We start from the raw sequence: 16711 nt of genomic DNA on the forward strand, positions 1-16711 counted from the left end.
ACCCACGGCGCCGGGCGGCGCGGTCCGTTTTGGCCCCGTTTCGACCCGCTCCATGAAGATCGTTTTCGCCGGTACGCCGGATTTCGCCCGTGTCGCCCTGCAGCGCCTGCTGGACGCCGGCTTCACCGTCCCGCTGGTGCTCACCCAGCCCGACCGGCCAGCCGGCCGGGGCATGAAGCTGCAGGCGTCGCCGGTCAAGCAATGTGCGCTGGACCACGGCATCGCCGTCGCCCAGCCACGCAGCCTGCGGCTGGACGGCAAGTTCCCCGAAGAAGCCGCTGCCGCCCGCGATGCGCTGCGGGCCGCCGGGGCGGACGTGATGGTGGTCGCCGCCTACGGCCTCATCCTGCCGCAGTGGGTGCTGGACCTGATGAGCGCCGCACGGCCGCGCGAAGGCGCGAAGGCCCCCCAGGGGGGCAGCGAATCACGCACCGCGGGGAGCGTGGGGGCCCACGGCCTGGGCTGCCTGAACATCCACGCCAGCCTGCTGCCGCGCTGGCGCGGCGCCGCGCCCATCCACCGCGCCATCGAGGCGGGCGATGCCGAAACCGGCGTGACCATCATGCAGATGGACGCCGGCCTGGACACCGGCGACATGCTGCTGATGGAGCGCACCGCCATCGCGCCGACGGACACCACCGCCACGCTGCACGACCGCCTGGCCGACCTGGGCGGCCGCATGATCGTGGAGGCGCTGGAGCTGGCGGCCTGCGGCGGCCTGCGCCCTGAGCCCCAGCCGGCCGAGGGCGTGACCTACGCGCACAAGATCGACAAGGCCGAGAGCACCATCGACTGGTCGCTCCCGGCCGAGGTGATCGGCCGGCGCATTCGCGCTTTCGACCCCTTCCCAGGCGCCAGCACCATCGCGGGTGGCGAAGCCGTCAAGCTGTGGAACTATGAAATCGATAGCGGCGTGCGCTGCAACGATGAGCGCCCGGGCCGGATTCTGTCCATAGATTCTTCTGGCATTGCCATCGCCACAGGCGATGGCGCACTGCGCCTGACGTTGCTGCAGCGCGCTGGCGGCAAGCGGCTGGCGGCGGCGGACTTCCTGCGCGGCTTCCCGCTCGCGGCCGGCCAGATGCTGGGCACGCCGGAGGCACCGGCGGAAGGCGCCGCCGCATGAACACCGCCGTGGCCGCCGTGCGCACCACCGTGCGCGACCCGGCTTTCCGCTGGGGGCTGAAGGACATGCTGGCCACCTCCCTGGGCATCGGCGCCTGGGGGCTGGTAACCGGCGTGGCCATGGTCAAGACGGGGCTGTCCGCGCCCATGGCGATCTTCATGTCCCTGGTCGTCTATGCGGGCAGCGCTCAGCTGGCCGTGCTGCCGCTGATGGCGGTGGGCGCGCCGCTCTGGGTGGTGTGGCTCACGGCTTCGTGCGTGAACCTGCGCTTCATCATCTTCAGCAGCATGTGGCGCAACTACTTCCACCCGCTGCCGCGGCGCCAGCGGCTGGCGGTGGGGTACTTCAGCGGCGACGTGATCTTCGTCGCGTTCATGAAGCGCTTTCCCCAGCAGGAGCCCCGGCCCGAGCAGGTGCCCTACTTCTGGGGCGCGGCCTCGCTCAACTGGCTGTGCTGGCAGGTGCCCACCATCACCGGCATCCTGCTGGCCAACACGGTGCCGCTCTCCTGGGGCCTGGGCTTCGCGGGCGTGCTGGCGCTGCTGGGCGTGCTGCTCTCGATGCTGTTCGACCGGGCCAGCTGGATCGCCGCCGCGGTGGCGGCCACGGCGGCCATCGCCGCCTTCGCGCTGCCGCTCAAGCTCAACATCCTGGTGGCCATTGCCGCCGCCGTGACGGCCGGCCTGCTGATCGAAGCGGCGGACCGCCACCTGCGCCGCAAGCCCCAGGTGCTGCTGGTGCCGGCGGACGGCGCACTGCCGCCGGCCGAACGCGAGCGCGTGGAGCAGGGCGACGTGCCGCTGCGCGAGGAGCGCCACCCATGAGCTGGAGCTTCGACTGGTCGTGGGTGGAGCCCACCATCGCCTTCCTCGGGCTGGGCGTCATCACGCTCATCTCGCGCTCGTTCTTCATGATTCCGGAGCGCGAACTGGCCATGCCCGACTGGCTCAAGCGCGGGCTCAAATACGCCCCGCTGGCCGCGCTCACGGCGGTGATCGCGCCCGAGCTGTTCATGACCCAGGGCGAATTCATCCACACCCTGCGCGACGCCCGCCTGCCGGGCGCGCTCTGCGCCGCAGCCTATTACTTCTGGCGGCGCGACATCCTGGGCACCATCGTGATCGGGATGGCGGTGTACCTGCCGCTGCACATCGGCTGGGGCTGGTAGACGGCGGCGGGCGGGGGGCGGCTTTGCCGGAAGGCACCGCCTAGAATGCGGCGCTTCCGCTTCCCCAACCTCGCCGACTCCATGCACATCCTTCGCTTCTCCGATCTCTGCGCCCAGGGCCAGGCCCGCGGCCAACGCGTGTTCATCCGTGCCGACCTGAACGTGCCGCAAGGCGACGACGGCCGCATCACCGAAGACACGCGCATCCGCGCATCGGTGCCCTGCATCCAGATGGCGCTGGACGCCGGCGCCGCCGTGATGGTCACCAGCCACCTGGGTCGCCCGACCGAAGGCACGCTCACCACCGCCGACTCGCTGGCGCCGGTCGCCCAGCGCCTGGGCGAGTTGCTGGGCCGTGAAGTGCCGCTGGTCGCCGACTGGGTGGACGGCGTGCAGGTGCAGCCCGGCCAGGTCGTGATGCTGGAGAACTGCCGCGTGAACCCCGGCGAGAAGAAGAACCAGCCTGAATTGGCGCAGAAGATGGCGCAGCTCTGCGACATCTACGTCAACGACGCCTTCGGCACCGCGCACCGCGCCGAGGGCACGACCTACGGCATCGCCGAATACGCGAAGGTGGCCTGCGCCGGTCCGCTGCTGTCGGCCGAGATCGACGCCATCACCCAGGCGCTGGCCGCGCCGAAGCGCCCGCTGGTCGCCATCGTGGCGGGCAGCAAGGTGAGCACCAAGCTGACCATCCTGCAAAGCCTGGCCAAGAACGTGGACGGCCTGATCGTGGGCGGCGGCATCGCCAACACCTTCATGCTGGCGGCAGGCCTCAAGATCGGCAAGAGCCTGGCCGAGCCCGACCTGCTGGGCGAGGCCACCGCCGTGATCGAGGCCATGAAGGCGCGCGGCGCCGAGGTGCCGATCCCCACCGACGTGGTGGTCGCCAAGACCTTCGCCGCCGACGCGCCGGCCACCGTCAAGGCCGCCACCGACGTGGCCGACGACGACCTGATCCTGGACATTGGCCCCGAGACCGCCCAGCGACTGGCCGCGCAGCTCAAGGCCGCCGGCACCATCGTCTGGAACGGCCCGGTGGGCGTGTTCGAGTTCGCGGCGTTCGAGAACGGCACCAAGGCCATCGCCCAGGCGATCGCCGAATCGCCCGCCTTCAGCATCGCGGGCGGCGGCGACACGCTGGCCGCGATCGCCAAGTACGGCATCGAGAAGGACGTGGGCTACATCTCCACCGGCGGCGGCGCCTTCCTGGAAGTGCTGGAAGGCAAGACGCTGCCGGCCTTCGAGATCCTGCAGAAGCGCGCCAACGGCTGAGCCCGGAAATTCAGGCCCGATCGGCCTGCAGCGCCTGATCCATTAGCGCAGGCTGCTATCCAAAAAAAAAGAAGCCCGCACGGCCTGCGCCTGCGGGCTTCTTGCATGGCGGTGGTGCGAGAGGACGCCTTCAGCCGAAGAGGTAGGTGCCGCCCGTCCAGGCCAGATAGCCCAGCACGCCGAAATACGCCACGCTCAAGCCCAGGCCCAGATAGCCCAGCAGCACGAACAGGCCGTCGCGCTGCAGCAGCCCCACGGCCAGCAGCAGGATGCCCACGGCCGGCGCGGTGTTGGAAAACGGAATGGGCCCCAGGGGCGCCATCAGCAGCAGGCCGCCGAAGACGATAGCCGCGCAGTTCAGGCGGCGCAGCGCACCGGCCGTCATCGCCGGCCAGCGGGGCCGCAGCCAGTGGTCGACGCGGCCCACCAGGCCCGCGCCCTTGCGCAGCACCGGCACCAGCCGGGCGGTGTCGAGCGGGCGGTCGAGCACGCGGCGCGGCAGCCAGGGCAGGCGGTTCATGAAGAGGGCGCCGGCCAGCAGCACGATGGCCGCGCCGAAGACGGTGGACACGCCCGGGATCGACACCGGAATAAGGAACGGCAGCGTGGCCAGCGCGCAGACCAGCAGCATGCCCTCGCGCCCGCTGCGCTCGATCATCGTGCGCAGGGTGACGCTGTCGCCCGGCGTGCGCTCGATCTCGTCGATGAGCGAGGCCAGCAGCGCGCTCAGCATGGCGTGCACTGACGGCGCGGGCGGCGCAGGCGGCGCGGGCAGCCCCGGCGGTGCTGGGCGAATGGGGCGCGGCGCAGGGGGCTGAAGGGCATGGCGGCCATTCTGCCGACCACCGGCCCGCCGCCTGCCGCAAACCCCCGCGTGCCGCAGGCCCACCGCCCGGCGGGCGCAGCGGTTGCCACGGCAGGCGGCCCCTACAATTTGCGCATGACTTTCACCGACAAGCTGCGCGGCGCGACCGCGCAGAACGATTCCCTGCTGTGCGTGGGACTGGACCCGGAACCGCAGCGCTTTCCCGACCACCTGCGGGGCGACGCCAGCAAGATCTACGACTTCTGCGCGGCCATCGTCGATGCCACGGCCCACCTGGTCAACGCCTTCAAGCCGCAGATCGCCTACTTCGCCGCGCACAGCGCCGAAGACCAGCTCGAACGGCTGATGCGCCACATGCGCGCCACGGCGCCGCAGGTGCCGGTGATCCTCGATGCCAAGCGCGGCGACATCGGCTCGACCGCCGAGCAGTACGCCCGCGAGGCCTTCGAGCGCTACGGCGCCGACGCGGTGACGCTCTCGCCCTTCATGGGCTTCGACTCCATCGCGCCCTACCTGGCCTACCACGGCAAGGGCGCCATCCTGCTGTGCCGCACCTCCAACCCCGGCGGCGACGACCTGCAGGCGCAGCGCCTGGCCAGCGTGGACGGCCAGCCGCTGCTGTACGAACACATCGCCCGGCTGGCGCAGGGCCCCTGGAACACCAATGGCCAGCTGGGACTGGTGGTGGGCGCCACCTACCCGGCCGAGATCGAACGCGTGCGCGCCCTGGCGCCCACCGTGCCGCTGCTGATCCCCGGCGTGGGCGCGCAGGGCGGCGACGCGGCGGCCACCGTGCGCGCCGGGCTGCGCAGCGACGGGCCGATCATCGTCAGTTCGTCGCGTGCGGTGCTGTATGCCTCGGCAGGCGCCGACTTCGCCGCCGCCGCGCGCACGGCGGCCGAAGCCACGCGCGACGCGCTCAACGCCGCACGGCGCTAGGCGTCCACCCGCGCACCGCCGCCCATGCAGCTGAAGTGGCTGGACGACTTCCTGGTGCTGGCGGCGGAGCGCAGCTTCACCCGCGCGGCCGAGCTGCGCCATGTCACCCATCCCGCCTTCGGCCGCCGCATCCGCGCGCTGGAAGCCTGGGCCGGCACGCCGCTGGTCGAGCGCGATGGCGGCGGGCCGGTGCGGCTCACGCCCGCCGGCCAGGCGTTCGTCGAAACGGCCGGGCAGATGGCGCGCAACCTCGCGCAGTCGCACGGCGAGCTGCAGGCCATTGCCGGACGCCAGGCCCGCACCGTCACGCTGGCCACGGGCCGCACGCTGTCGCGCACCGTGGTGGCCGACCTGCTGGTGCGCCTGCGCCCGCAGCTGGGCGACGGCGAGCTGCGCATCATCACGCGTTCGCTGGCGGCGGCCGTCGATGAGCTGCAGCGCGGCGAGGCCGACTTCTCCCTCATCTACCACCACCCCACGCTGGTGGTGCCGCTGGACGCGCGCCAGTTCGCGCACCTGACCGTGGCGACCGACCGGCTGGTGCCGCTGGCCCGCGCCGACGCCTCGGGCGCGCCGGTGTTCCGCTTCGGCGCGGCCGGCAGCGACGCAGCAGCCGCCGCCGCCGTGCCCTACATCGCCTACAGCCGCAGCCTGGCGCTGGGCCGGCTGGTGGAAGACCATCTGGCCAACCACCGGGCCGCCCCGCGCCTGAAGCAGCTGGTGGAATGCGATTCGCCCGACGCGCACCTGGAATATGCGCTGCGCGGGCTGGGCGTGACGTGGCTGCCGTGGTCCATGGCGCATGCCGAAACCCAGGCGGGCCGGCTGGCCCTGGCCGGCGACAAGCGCATGGAGATCCGGTTCGACGTGCGCATGTATCGCCCCAAGCGCCGGCTGGGGCCGCTGGCCGAGGCGCTCTGGGCGCAGATGGCGCGGCGTTGAGGGGCTGGGCCCCGCTCGGGTTCCCATCAGCAATCCGGTTCTCCGTCACCGTGAACCCGGACGCCGCGAGCCGCCGGAAGGATCAGCCAGCCGCCCCGGACGAGGCGTTTTCCACAAGCCGGCACGGAACGGGCGGGACCGCCGTTCCCCTGCGCAAACAGCACCAGCCCGTGCCGTTTCGGCACCATGTTGCGGCGCACCCCTTCGCACAATCGGCCGCATCGCCTTCCCCTTCACGGAAACCCCCATGCGCCCCAACCTCGCTCCCTTCTCCTCTTCCCGCGTGGCCTTCGCCGCACGCCGCCACGCGCTGGTCGCGGGTGCCGCCGCAGCGCTGCTGCTGGCCGCTGCCGCACCCGCCGCGCTGGCGCAGCAGCCGGCTGCGGGTGCCTACCCGGTCAAGCCGATCACCATCGTGGTGGGCTACCCGGCGGGCGGCAGTACCGACCTGATGGGCCGGCTGGTGGGCACCGAGCTCGCCAACCGCCTGGGCCAGCCGGTGGTGATCGAGAACATCGGCGGCGCGGGCGGCGCCATCGGTGCGCAGAAGGTGGCCAGCGCCCCGGCCGACGGCTACACGCTGCTGGTCGGCGCCAGCAACGAGATCGCCATCAACAAGCTGGTGACCAAGAAGGTCAAGTACGACGTCAAGGATTTCACCGCCATCGGGCTGGTGGGCACGCAGCCGATGGTGCTGGTGGCCTCGCCCGGCGCCGGTGTGAAGAACGCGGCCGAGTTCGTGCAGAAGGTGTCGGCCAACCCCGGCAAGTTCAGCTACGGCAGCTCGGGCGTGGGCACGGCGCTGCACCTGACCGGCGAGATGGTCAAGGAACAGGGCAAGCTGTTCATGACGCACATCCCCTACCGCGGCGTGGCGCCGCTCACCAACGACCTGCTGGGCAACAACCTGGAGTTCGGCGTGTTCGTGCTCTCCAGCGGCCTGCCGCACATCAAGAGCGGCAAGGTGGTGGCCCTCGGCACGACCGAGGCCAAGCGCTCGGCCATCACGCCCGACATCCCGGCGCTGGCCGAATCGCCCCAGTTCAAGAACGTGGACATCAACATCTGGTTCGCGCTGATGGCCCCGGCCAAGCTGCCCGCGCCGGTGTACGACAAGCTGAAGAAGGCGCTGAACGAGACGCTGCAGTCGCCCGAATTCCGCAAGAAGATGGAAGCCGCCGGCTCGGTGGTGTCGTCGCCCACGGTGGATGCCGACAAGTACATCGCCGCCGAGGTGGCCAAGTACCAGAAGATCGTGCAGTTCGCGAAGATCGAGGAGTAAGCCCGCATGACCGCAGCTGCTGCACCCGCCCTGCACTTCGCCCTGCCCGCGCCCGACATCGCCGCCTGGCGCGCCGGCAACACCGGCACCGAAGGCGTCTGGCAATTCGACAGTGGCCGGCCCGGCCGCCACGTGATGATCAGCGCCCTGGTGCACGGCAACGAGCTGTGCGGCGCCTGGGCGCTCAAGGGCCTGCTGGAGGCCGGCGTGCGCCCGCAGGCCGGCACGCTGACGCTGGCGTTCTGCAACCTGGCCGCGTTCGACCGCTTCGATGCGGCAAACCACGACGCCTCGCGCTTCGTCGACCAGGACATGAACCGCCAGTGGAGCGACGACCGCATCGACGCGGGCGACACGCAGGAACGCCGCCGCGCCGCCGCGCTGCGCCCCTTCGTGCAACAGGCCGACTGGCTGCTGGACCTGCATTCCATGCACGAGCCCTGCGCGCCGCTGTCGCTCACCGGCATGCCGCCGCGCAACCGCGCGCTGGCCCGCACCCTGGGCGCTCCGGCGCATGTGGTGATCGACGCCGGCCACAAGGACGGCACCCGCATGCGCGACTACGGCCGCTTCGGCCTGCCGGATGGTGCGGCGGGTGGCGAAGCCGGTGACGCCTGCTCGCTGCTGATCGAATGCGGCTTCCACGGCGACCCGGCCAGCCGCGGCGTGGCGCAGGACCAGTGCGTGCGCTTCCTGGTGGCGGCCGGCACCCTGCAGGCCGCCGAGGCCGAGCGCCTGCTGCCCGGCTGGCGCCAGCCCGACGCTCCCGTGCAATGGGCGCTGGAAGTCACCGGCCCGGTGGTGGCGCAAAGCGAGCACTTCCGGTTCTCCGAGCCCTTCACCGGGCTGGAGGTGATCGCCCGCGCCGGCACGGTGATCGGCTGGAACGCCGCCAGCGCCGCCGAGGCGCAAGGCGGCGGCGGCGAGCCGGTGACCACGCCGTACGACGACTGCGTGCTGGTCATGCCCTCCACCCGCCAGGCCCGCGCGGGTGTGACGGTGGTGCGCTTCGCCCGGCGCTCGCCGCTCTGATCGCTGGCGCCACGCGATCTGCTATTGTTTCAATAGCTGCCGGCGCTTGATCCATCGGCGCCAGCGGCCGAAAACACCTCAACAATCAGCCACGGCGGCCCCGCGCCGCCACCCAGCGCGGCCCCAGCACCACGCAGGCCAGCGCCATCACCACGAAGGCCACGCCCGCCCATTGCCAGGGCGAGATCACCTCGCCCAGCACCAGCGTGCCGGCCGTCAGCCCCACCACCGGCACGCCCAGGCTGAACGGGGCCACGCGGTTGGCGGGGTGGCGCGTCAGCAGCAAAGTCCAGAGCCCGTAGCCGCCGATGGTGGCCACCCAGCCCAGGAACAGCGCCGCGCCCCAGCCCGCCAGGGGCAGCGCGGCCCAGGTGGCCGGCTGCAGCCAGCGGGCGGCGTCGGCGTCGGCCCAGGCCGACAGCGCGATGAACGGCAGGATGGGCACCAGACAGCTCCAGCCGACGAAGGCCAGCGGGTCGTAGCCCGGCGACTGCTGCTGTGCGCGCCGCACCACGATGTTGGACGCCGCCCACGACGACGCACCGCAGAGCGCCAGGCCCACGCCCAGCACCGTCACGTCGCCCGCGCTGGCTCCCGGTGAGGTGAAGTGCAGCCCGAAGCACGCGAGCCCGATGGCCGCCAGCCCCATGCCGATCACCAGCGGCCGGCCGGGCCGCTCGTGCAGCAGCAAAAAGGCCCAGAGCGCGGTGAAGAACACCTGCGTCTGCACCAGCACGCTGGCCAGCGCCGCCGTCAGGCCCACGTGCAGCGCCAGGAACACCATGCCGAACTGGCCCACGCCCTGGAACAGGCCGTAGAGCAGCACCCAGCGCCAGTGCACGGCCGGCGGCCGCACGAAGAACACCAGCGGCAGCGCCGCGCACAGGTAGCGTGCGGCCCCCAGCTGGAACGGCGTGAAATAGCGCAGCCCCCACTTCATCACCACGAAGTTGACGCCCCAGATGGCGACCACCACCAGCGCGGCCACCAGGTCGCGCGTGGGCAGCGGCGCGGGCGCGGCGCGGTTCATGGCCGGCTCCGGCAGGGGGGCGCGGAGCGGTTCGGAACGGGCGAGCAGGCGGTGAGACAGGGCATGGGCAGCGGCACGGCGACGCGAGAGCGGCGACGTGAAGGAAGGGGGAGCGTGGCGGCCCGGCGGGCCGTGGGGCGGGGAGCAGGAATTATTCCGCAGACACCGCCGTCCTGCAGCCCGCGCGTTCTTGACATGCATCAAACGGCTGCGGCCCGGCCGTTGCTACATTGAGTTACAGGTCGGCCGGATGCCATGCAGCCCGTGCCGCCTGACCTCCACCGCCGCCTTCGGGGCCCCATGCCTGCCAGCCCATTTCGGCCCGCTCGGGCCGGGCTGGCCCCACCAGGGCCCGTGGCCGAAACGCCCCCGAGTCGCGAGGGCGAACCGGCCGACCTGCCGCCATCGCCCCCAGGCCGGCTTCCTTTCCTGAACCAGTTCCACCCCGCCATGGCCCGACTCGCCCACCTGCCCATCCTCTCCAAGTTCCTGCTCCTGGGCCTGCTCGGCCTGCTGACCAGCGCGGTGCCCACCGCGCTCTTCGTGTCGCGCTCGCTGGACGCGATGGGCCATGCCCGCGAGGAAGCGCAGGGCGGACCGCCCCTGCTGGCGCTGCACAAGGCGGTGCAAGGACTGCAGGTGCACCGGGGCCTGTCCGCCGGCATGCTGGGCGGCAACGACACCCTGGGGGCTCGACGCCCGGCCGCCCGCGACGCCGTCCACCAGGCCTTCGAAGCCGGCAGCGCCCGCTTTGCCGACGCCGGCGTGCCCGCCGCCCAGGCCCAGGCCTGGCAACAGGCACGCCAGACCTGGCAGGCGCTGGAGCCGGCCGTGGCGGCGCGCAGCCTGGCGCCTGCGCAGAGCACGGCGCAGCACACGGCGCTCATCACTGCGCTGCTGCTGACCGGCGAGGAGCTGCGGCACGCCTACGGCCTGCAGCTGGAGCCGAACGCCGCGACGCAGGCGCTGATCCAGGCCACCCTGGTGAGCGCACCGCTGCTGGGCGAAAAGCTGGGCGTGATGCGCGCGCAGGGCTCGGGCTTTCTGGGGCAGAAGGAGCTGCCCCCGCAAGGCCGCGGCGTGCTGCTGGGCCTGCGCGAACGGGTGCAGGAGCTGCAGGGCGACACCATGCGCGGGCTGGACCGTGCGTTCACCGCCGACCCGGCCTTCGCCGCCGCCATGCAGGCGCCCACCCGCGCGCTGCAGTCGCAGGTGAGCGAAGCGCTGCAGCTGGCCGACCGCGCGCTGATCGACCTGCCGGCCGGCGAGCTGCCCAGCCGCTCGCCCCAGGAATACTTCGATACCTTCACGCGCGCCATCGACGCGCTCTACGCACTCAACACCCTCGCCATGGACAGCCTGCAAAAGCAGCTGGACGGACGCATCGCCCGGCTGCAGCGCACCCTGCTCTGGCAGGCCCTGCTGCTGGCGGGCATGGTGGCGCTGGCCACGGGGCTGATGGCGCTGTTCGTGCGATCGGTCACCCGCCCGCTGGCCCAGGCCGTGGCGCTGGCGGACGAGGTGGCGCGCGGCGACCTGTCGGGCCCGCCGGTGGCGCATGGCGATGACGAGGTGGGCCGGTTGATCGCCGCGCTGCTGCGCATGCGAGCGCAGCTCACTCTGGTGGTGGCCGGCGTGCGCGGCGGTGCCGAGGGCGTGGCCACGGCCAGCGCCGAGATCGCCCAGGGCAACCACGATCTGTCGGCCCGCACCGAGGCCCAGGCCAGCGCGCTGGAGGAAACCGCCGCGTCGATGGAACAGATGACCGCCACCGTGCGCCAGAACGCCGACAGCGCCCGCCAGGCCAGCCAGCTGGCGGGCCGCGCCAGCGACGTGGCCGCGCAGGGCGGCGAGGCGGTGGCCCGCGTGGTGCAGACCATGCAGGGCATCCACGCCGCGTCCGGCAAGATCGCCGACATCATCGGCGTGATCGACTCCATCGCCTTCCAGACCAACATCCTGGCGCTGAACGCCGCCGTGGAGGCCGCCCGCGCCGGCGAGCAGGGCCGGGGCTTCGCGGTGGTGGCGGGCGAGGTGCGTTCGCTGGCCGGCCGCTCGGCGGAGGCGGCGCGCGAGATCAAGGCGCTGATCGGCTCCAGCGTGCAGGCGGTGGAGCAGGGCAACACGCTGGTGGCCAGCGCCGGCAGCACGATGGAGGAGGTCGTCTCGGCCGTGCGCCGGGTGACCGACATCATGGGCGGGATCAGCGCCGCCAGCCAGGAACAGAGCCAGGGCGTGGCCCAGGTGGGCGAGGCCGTCATGCAGATGGACCAGGCCACCCAGCAGAACGCCGCCCTGGTCGAGGAAATGGCGGCCGCGGCCGCCAGCCTGCGCACCCAGGCGGACGAACTGGTGCAGGCGGCGGCCGTCTTCCGGCTGGGCGCCGCCTAGCAGCGACCGACGCGCCCGTTTTTCCGAACCGTCAATCGCTATTATATTGATAGCACCATCCTTCGATGGAACAAGCGCTGGAGGGCAATCGGGCATCAGGCGAACGGCGGCTGCGGGCAGGATTGCGGCTCGCCAGGTAACGTCTTGACACGCATTGGGGCTACAAGCCGGGCGGGCTTGTCCGAAAAGCCTGACAGCGCCCTTGCCGGGCGCCCGGGGCTGCGCCACTGCCGCATCCCATCGTCCCGCCTGAAAGCCCACCATGCACCCCATCCCCTCGGCTGACGCCTCCACGGCGCAGCTGCCCTGCCGCGCGCCCGCGGATTCCTCTCTCGCCAGCGCGCAGCCGGCCCATGCTGACCGCCATCGCCCGGGCGCCGCGCCGGCGGCACCGGGCCTGGCCGCCGCGCTGGCGTCTGCCCTGCTGGTGGCCTGCGGAGGTGGCGGCGGCGGGGGTGATGCGGACGCGGGCGCGGGCGCGGGCTCCGGGGCAGCAGCCGGTGCCGGCGCGGGTGCGGGTGCGGGTGCGGGGAGTACAAGCGGAAGCGGTGCAGGCGCTGGCAGCGGCGCGGGCGGGGGTTCAGCCACGGGCAGCGGGAGCGGTTCCGGGGCCGGCACGGGCACGGGCTCCGGCACCACCGCCACGCCCGCCAGCGACGAGGAAGCCGTGCGCTTCCTGCTGCAGGCGCAGTTCTCCGCCACCGACGACGACATCGCCGCGCTGCGGGCCAAGGGCTACGGCCGGTGGCTGGCCGAGCAGTTCGCCCAGCCCGTCGGCACCACCGGCACGGCCTGGCTGATGCAGCGCGGCTACGGCGTGGCGGCGGCCGACACGCGCTACGACAACGCTGCCTACCCGGCCGACTTCATGCTCTGGAGCCAGCTCTTCACCGAGCGCGACGCGGTGCGCAAGCGCGTGGCGCTGGCGCTCTCGGAGATCATGGTGGTGTCCATCACCGGGCTGGAGCAGCCCTGGCGCATCTTCCTGGCCTCGGGCTACTGGGACGTGCTGAACCAGCATGCCTTCGGCAACTTCCGCGCGCTGCTGGAGGCCGTCACCCTGAGCCCGGCGATGGGCGTCTACCTCAGCACGCGCGGCAACCAGAAGGAAGACGCCCGCACCGGCCGCCAGCCCGACGAGAACTATGCCCGCGAGGTGATGCAGCTCTTTACCGTGGGCCTCTATCGCCTCAACCCTGACGGCACCGAGCAGCGGGACGCGAGCGGCAATCGCATCGACACCTATTCCGCCGCCGATGTCAGCAACCTGGCGCGCGTCTTCACCGGCTACGACTACGACACGCGCCAGAACCAGCCCACCGCCCTGGGCGGCACCACGGTGACGGGCCTGCAGCAGGCGCTGCTGCCCATGGCGTTCAACGGCGCCCGGCATTCCGCGCTGGCGGCCAGCTTCCTGGGCACCACCGTGGGCGCGGGCACGGCCGGCGACGCGGCGCTGAAAGCGGCGCTGGACACGCTCTTCAACCACCCCAACGTGGGCCCGTTCATCGGCCGGCAGCTGATCCAGCGGCTGGTGACCAGCAACCCCAGCCCGGCCTACGTGGGCCGCGTGGCCGCCACCTTCGCCGACAACGGCAGCGGCACGCGGGGCGATTTGCGCGCGGTGGTCGCCGCCGTGCTGCTGGACCCGGAGGCACGCGGCGCTGGCGGGCTGGCCAGCCCGCAGTTCGGCCGCCTGCGCGAGCCCATGGTGCGCTTCGTGCAGTGGGGCCGCACCTTCGGGCTGCAGTCCGCTCGCGGCAGCTGGAAGATCGGCGACCTGAGCGACCCGGCCGCGCGCCTGGGCCAGAGCCCGCTGCGCGCCGGCTCGGTGTTCAACTTCTTCCGTCCGGGCTACGTGCCGCCCTCCACCGCCCTGGCCACGGCGGGCCAGGTGGCGCCGGAATTCCAGATCGTCACCGAGACCAGCGTCAGCGGCTATCTGAACTTCATGCAGAACGCCATCCGCTCGGGCTACTACGTCAATGCGCCCGACCTGCCGCAGAACGCCAGCAACGCGGCCAACGGCTTCGACATCACCTGCAGCTACGCCAACCTGCTGCCGCTGGCGGCCGACGCCGCCGCACTGGTGCGCAAGGTGGCGCTGCTGCTGTCGGCGGGACAGGTCTCCGCCGCCACGCAGGCGCGCATCGTGGCCGCGCTCAACGCCACGCCGGTCACGGCCACCAGCACGGCCGCCGTGCAGCTCAACCGCGTGGCCGCCGCCGTGCTGCTGGTAATGGCCAGCCCCGAATACCTGGTGCAGAAGTGACCGCCTCGACAAAGAACCCGCCATGAACTTCATCGACCCCGCCCGCCACACGCGCCGCGCCTTCCTGCGCCGCAGCGCCCAACTGGCCGCCACCGGCACCGCCCTGCCCTTCGCCCTCAACCTGGCCGCCCTGGGCGAGGCCGCCGCCTTCGAGGCCAGCGACTACAAGGCGCTGGTCTGCGTGTTCCTCTACGGCGGCTGCGACTACGCCAACACCGTGGTGCCCTACGACGGCGCCCGCTACGCGCAGTATTCGGCCATTCGCGGCGGCAACAGCGACGGCACGGCCGGCGGCATCGCCCTGGCGCGCGCCGCGCTGGGCGGCACGGTGCTGCAGCCGGGCACGGCCCTGGCGGGCGGGCTGCAGTACGCGCTGCACCCCGCCATGACCGGCATGGCCGGCCTCTTCAACGCCGGCCGCGCGGCGGTGCAGCTGAACGTGGGGCCGCTGGTGGCGCCGATCACGCGCGCGCAGTACGCGAGCGGCGACCGGCGCAACTACCCCGCCCCCCCGAAGCTCTTCTCGCACAACGACCAGCAGTCGGTCTGGCAGTCCCAGGGGGCCGAGGGCTCCTCGGTGGGCTGGGGCGGCAACCTGGGGGACCTGGCGCTGTCCTCCAACGCAAATTCGCTCTTCACCTGCATCTCGGCCACCGGCAACACCGTGTTCCTGGCGGGCGACCAGGCCCTGCAGTACCAGATCAGCCCCGGCGGCGCGGTGCCCATCAACGCCGTGAAGGGCAACGTCTACGGCTCGGCCGCCGTGCGCGGCCTGCTTGCCGAGCTGGTGCAGTCGGCCGGCAGCCACGCAATGGAAGCGGAATATGCCCGCGTCACGCAGCGCTCCCTCGGCGCGGAAGGGCAGATCACCGCCGCGCTGGCCGGCGCCCAGCTGTCCACCGCCTTCCCCACCAACAATTCGCTGGCCGACCAGCTCAAGGTGGTGGCGCGGCTGATCGCCGCACGCGGCGCTCTGGGCACGCGGCGGCAGGTGTTCTTCGTCTCGCTGGGCGGGTTCGACCTGCACGACAACCTGATCGCCAACCAGCCGGTGCTGCTGGACCGGGTGAGCAGCGCCATGACGGCCTTCTACAACGCCACCGCCGAGCTGGGCGTGGCCGACAAGGTCACCGCCTTCACCGCGTCGGACTTCGGCCGCACGCTGACGTCGAACGGCGACGGCTCCGACCACGGCTGGGGCAACCACCACTTCGTCGTGGGCGGCGCGGTGCGCGGCGCGGCCTTCTACGGCACGCCGCCGCCCATCAGCGTGGGCAACGGCAGCGGCAGCGAAGACCAGTGGCACGTGGGCCAGGGGCGCCTCTTGCCCAGCACCGCCGTGGACCAGTACGCCGCCACGCTGGCGCGCTGGTTCGGCGTGGCCCCGGGCGAGCTGGCGGGCGTGCTGCCGCACATCGGCAACTTCGGCGGCTCGGCCTATCCCACCGACCTGGGGTTCATGGGGTGAGGGCCTCGCCTGGGGCACCCGCGCTGGCGGGCGCTTCGTGCAGCAGCTTGAGGAAGTGCTGCAGCGCGGCCGGCGCGGGCCGGTCGAGCCGCACCACGCTGCCGTAGGCCGCCAGCCGGTTGCGCACGGTGTAAGGCAGCACGTGCAGCAGGCCATGGCGCTGGTAGCGCAGCGCAATGGAGGCCGGAATGACGGCCACCATGCTGCTGCGCGCGATGAGGTTGGTGGTGGTGAGGATGGACGCGGTCTCGATCAGGCCGCCCGGCAGCGGCTGGTGGTGCATGGCGAACTCCTGCTCCAGCACGTCGCGCATGGGGCTGCCGGCGGGCTGCAGGATCCACGGGTAGCCCAGCAGTTCGGCGAAGCGCAATGAACGGCGCCGAGCCAAGGGGTGATCGGTGGCCACCACCACCGACAGCACCTCTTCTGCCAGAGGACGAAAGCTGCAGTCGCCGCCGCTGCGGCCCGGCATGCGGCCGATGACGACGTCCAGCCGCCCTTCGCGCAGCCGCTCCATGAGGCGGTTGCTGGTGTCCACCGCGATCTCCACGGTCAGCAGCGGATAGGCCGTCTTCAGCCGCACCAGCGCATCGCTCAGGACCTCTGGCGCCGCGGCCATGATGCAGCCCACGAACAGCTTGCCCGCGCTGCCCAGGTGCAGCGCATCCAGCTCCCGCCGCATGGCCTCGACGCCGCCGCGCATGCCGCGGAAGTACTGCGTCACGCAGCGGCCGGCCGCATTCACCTGCAGGCCCCGGCCTGCGCGGTCGAACAGCGCATGGCCGAGGGCATCTTCCAGCTCGTGAAGCATCTTGGTCGCCGCGGGCTGGGTCATGCCCAGGTCCGCCGCAGCCGCGTGCAGGGTTCCCCGCGCCTCGATGGCCAGCATCAACGCGACCTGGCGCATGCGCAGGCGGTTGAGCAGGGGCATGGGAACGGGCAAAGGCGCGTCGCGTCGTG

Annotated in this window: 14 protein-coding genes; 11 read left to right on the forward strand and 3 right to left on the reverse strand. The window is 72.1% G+C overall.

Annotation, left to right across the window (positions count from 1 at the left end; genetic code table 11):
* Window positions 1-52 precede the first annotated feature (52 nt).
* From ASF94_RS17285 to ASF94_RS17300, 4 genes are all read left to right on the forward strand, one after another.
* Entirely contained in the window at window positions 53-1126 is a 1074-nt protein-coding gene (locus ASF94_RS17285; protein WP_056669247.1) for a methionyl-tRNA formyltransferase, read from the forward strand.
* Window positions 1123-1950, forward strand: a complete 828-nt coding sequence (locus ASF94_RS17290; RefSeq protein ID WP_056669249.1) for an AzlC family ABC transporter permease — start codon at window positions 1123-1125, stop codon at window positions 1948-1950. The genes ASF94_RS17285 and ASF94_RS17290 overlap by 4 nt, the downstream gene beginning before the upstream one ends.
* A complete protein-coding gene (locus ASF94_RS17295) occupies window positions 1947-2294 on the forward strand; it encodes an AzlD domain-containing protein (RefSeq protein WP_056669252.1) in 348 nt (115 codons plus the stop codon). The genes ASF94_RS17290 and ASF94_RS17295 overlap by 4 nt, the downstream gene beginning before the upstream one ends.
* Window positions 2295-2375: 81 nt before the next feature.
* Window positions 2376-3569: a phosphoglycerate kinase gene (locus ASF94_RS17300; protein WP_056669444.1), complete on the forward strand. Its 1194-nt coding sequence runs from the start codon at window positions 2376-2378 to the stop codon at window positions 3567-3569.
* A 130-nt stretch (window positions 3570-3699) separates the two neighbouring features.
* On the opposite strand, the gene ASF94_RS17305 is transcribed toward ASF94_RS17300, so the two are convergent.
* Window positions 3700-4302 carry an exopolysaccharide biosynthesis protein gene (locus ASF94_RS17305; RefSeq protein WP_056669254.1) on the reverse strand — a complete coding sequence of 201 codons (603 nt, stop codon included), beginning with the start codon at window positions 4300-4302 and terminating at the stop codon, window positions 3700-3702.
* Between the two features lie 207 nt (window positions 4303-4509).
* On the opposite strand from ASF94_RS17305, the gene pyrF reads away from it, so the two are divergent.
* From pyrF to ASF94_RS17325, 4 genes are all read left to right on the forward strand, one after another.
* Window positions 4510-5334 (forward strand): orotidine-5'-phosphate decarboxylase, encoded by an 825-nt coding sequence (gene pyrF / locus ASF94_RS17310; protein WP_056669446.1) that lies wholly within the window; start codon window positions 4510-4512, stop codon window positions 5332-5334.
* 24 nt (window positions 5335-5358) lie between these two features.
* Window positions 5359-6276, forward strand: a complete 918-nt coding sequence (locus ASF94_RS17315) for a LysR family transcriptional regulator (RefSeq protein WP_056669260.1) — start codon at window positions 5359-5361, stop codon at window positions 6274-6276.
* A gap of 247 nt (window positions 6277-6523) precedes the next feature.
* On the forward strand, window positions 6524-7558 hold the full coding sequence (locus ASF94_RS17320; protein WP_056669261.1) for a tripartite tricarboxylate transporter substrate binding protein: 1035 nt from the start codon (window positions 6524-6526) through the stop codon (window positions 7556-7558).
* A 6-nt stretch (window positions 7559-7564) separates the two neighbouring features.
* Window positions 7565-8590 carry a succinylglutamate desuccinylase/aspartoacylase family protein gene (locus ASF94_RS17325; RefSeq protein WP_056669266.1) on the forward strand — a complete coding sequence of 342 codons (1026 nt, stop codon included), beginning with the start codon at window positions 7565-7567 and terminating at the stop codon, window positions 8588-8590.
* Window positions 8591-8675: 85 nt separating this feature from the next.
* On the opposite strand, the gene ASF94_RS17330 is transcribed toward ASF94_RS17325, so the two are convergent.
* Window positions 8676-9620 (reverse strand): EamA family transporter, encoded by a 945-nt coding sequence (locus ASF94_RS17330; protein WP_056669267.1) that lies wholly within the window; start codon window positions 9618-9620, stop codon window positions 8676-8678.
* A 450-nt stretch (window positions 9621-10070) separates the two neighbouring features.
* On the opposite strand from ASF94_RS17330, the gene ASF94_RS17335 reads away from it, so the two are divergent.
* From ASF94_RS17335 to ASF94_RS17345, 3 genes are all read left to right on the forward strand, one after another.
* Window positions 10071-12011, forward strand: coding sequence for a methyl-accepting chemotaxis protein (locus tag ASF94_RS17335; protein ID WP_056669268.1), 1941 nt, complete (start codon window positions 10071-10073; stop codon window positions 12009-12011).
* A 262-nt stretch (window positions 12012-12273) separates the two neighbouring features.
* Window positions 12274-14283: a DUF1800 family protein gene (locus ASF94_RS17340; RefSeq protein WP_056669272.1), complete on the forward strand. Its 2010-nt coding sequence runs from the start codon at window positions 12274-12276 to the stop codon at window positions 14281-14283.
* Window positions 14284-14305: 22 nt separating this feature from the next.
* Window positions 14306-15751, forward strand: a complete 1446-nt coding sequence (locus ASF94_RS17345; protein ID WP_056669275.1) for a DUF1501 domain-containing protein — start codon at window positions 14306-14308, stop codon at window positions 15749-15751.
* On the opposite strand, the gene ASF94_RS17350 is transcribed toward ASF94_RS17345, so the two are convergent.
* Window positions 15741-16682 (reverse strand): LysR substrate-binding domain-containing protein, encoded by a 942-nt coding sequence (locus tag ASF94_RS17350; protein WP_082493386.1) that lies wholly within the window; start codon window positions 16680-16682, stop codon window positions 15741-15743. The two genes, ASF94_RS17345 and ASF94_RS17350, sit on opposite strands and share 11 nt — an antisense overlap.
* Window positions 16683-16711 lie beyond the last annotated feature (29 nt).

It is taken from the genome of Acidovorax sp. Leaf160 (assembly GCF_001424265.1).
Lineage (GTDB): Bacteria > Pseudomonadota > Gammaproteobacteria > Burkholderiales > Burkholderiaceae_C > Paracidovorax.

Bases quoted from the DNA above. Each gene is read 5' to 3' on its own strand.
- ASF94_RS17315 (WP_056669260.1), top strand. From the start codon at position 5,359: ATGCAGCTGAAGTGGCTGGACGACTTCCTGGTGCTGGCGGCGGAGCGC.
- ASF94_RS17345 (WP_056669275.1), top strand. From the start codon at position 14,306: ATGAACTTCATCGACCCCGCCCGCCACACGCGCCGCGCCTTCCTGCGC.
- ASF94_RS17340 (WP_056669272.1), top strand. From the start codon at position 12,274: ATGCACCCCATCCCCTCGGCTGACGCCTCCACGGCGCAGCTGCCCTGC.
- ASF94_RS17335 (WP_056669268.1), top strand. From the start codon at position 10,071: ATGGCCCGACTCGCCCACCTGCCCATCCTCTCCAAGTTCCTGCTCCTG.
- ASF94_RS17285 (WP_056669247.1), top strand. From the start codon at position 53: ATGAAGATCGTTTTCGCCGGTACGCCGGATTTCGCCCGTGTCGCCCTG.
- ASF94_RS17290 (WP_056669249.1), top strand. From the start codon at position 1,123: ATGAACACCGCCGTGGCCGCCGTGCGCACCACCGTGCGCGACCCGGCT.
- ASF94_RS17295 (WP_056669252.1), top strand. From the start codon at position 1,947: ATGAGCTGGAGCTTCGACTGGTCGTGGGTGGAGCCCACCATCGCCTTC.
- pyrF (WP_056669446.1), top strand. From the start codon at position 4,510: ATGACTTTCACCGACAAGCTGCGCGGCGCGACCGCGCAGAACGATTCC.
- ASF94_RS17325 (WP_056669266.1), top strand. From the start codon at position 7,565: ATGACCGCAGCTGCTGCACCCGCCCTGCACTTCGCCCTGCCCGCGCCC.
- ASF94_RS17300 (WP_056669444.1), top strand. From the start codon at position 2,376: ATGCACATCCTTCGCTTCTCCGATCTCTGCGCCCAGGGCCAGGCCCGC.
- ASF94_RS17350 (WP_082493386.1), bottom strand. From the start codon at position 16,682: ATGCCCCTGCTCAACCGCCTGCGCATGCGCCAGGTCGCGTTGATGCTG.
- ASF94_RS17330 (WP_056669267.1), bottom strand. From the start codon at position 9,620: ATGAACCGCGCCGCGCCCGCGCCGCTGCCCACGCGCGACCTGGTGGCC.
- ASF94_RS17320 (WP_056669261.1), top strand. From the start codon at position 6,524: ATGCGCCCCAACCTCGCTCCCTTCTCCTCTTCCCGCGTGGCCTTCGCC.
- ASF94_RS17305 (WP_056669254.1), bottom strand. From the start codon at position 4,302: ATGCTGAGCGCGCTGCTGGCCTCGCTCATCGACGAGATCGAGCGCACG.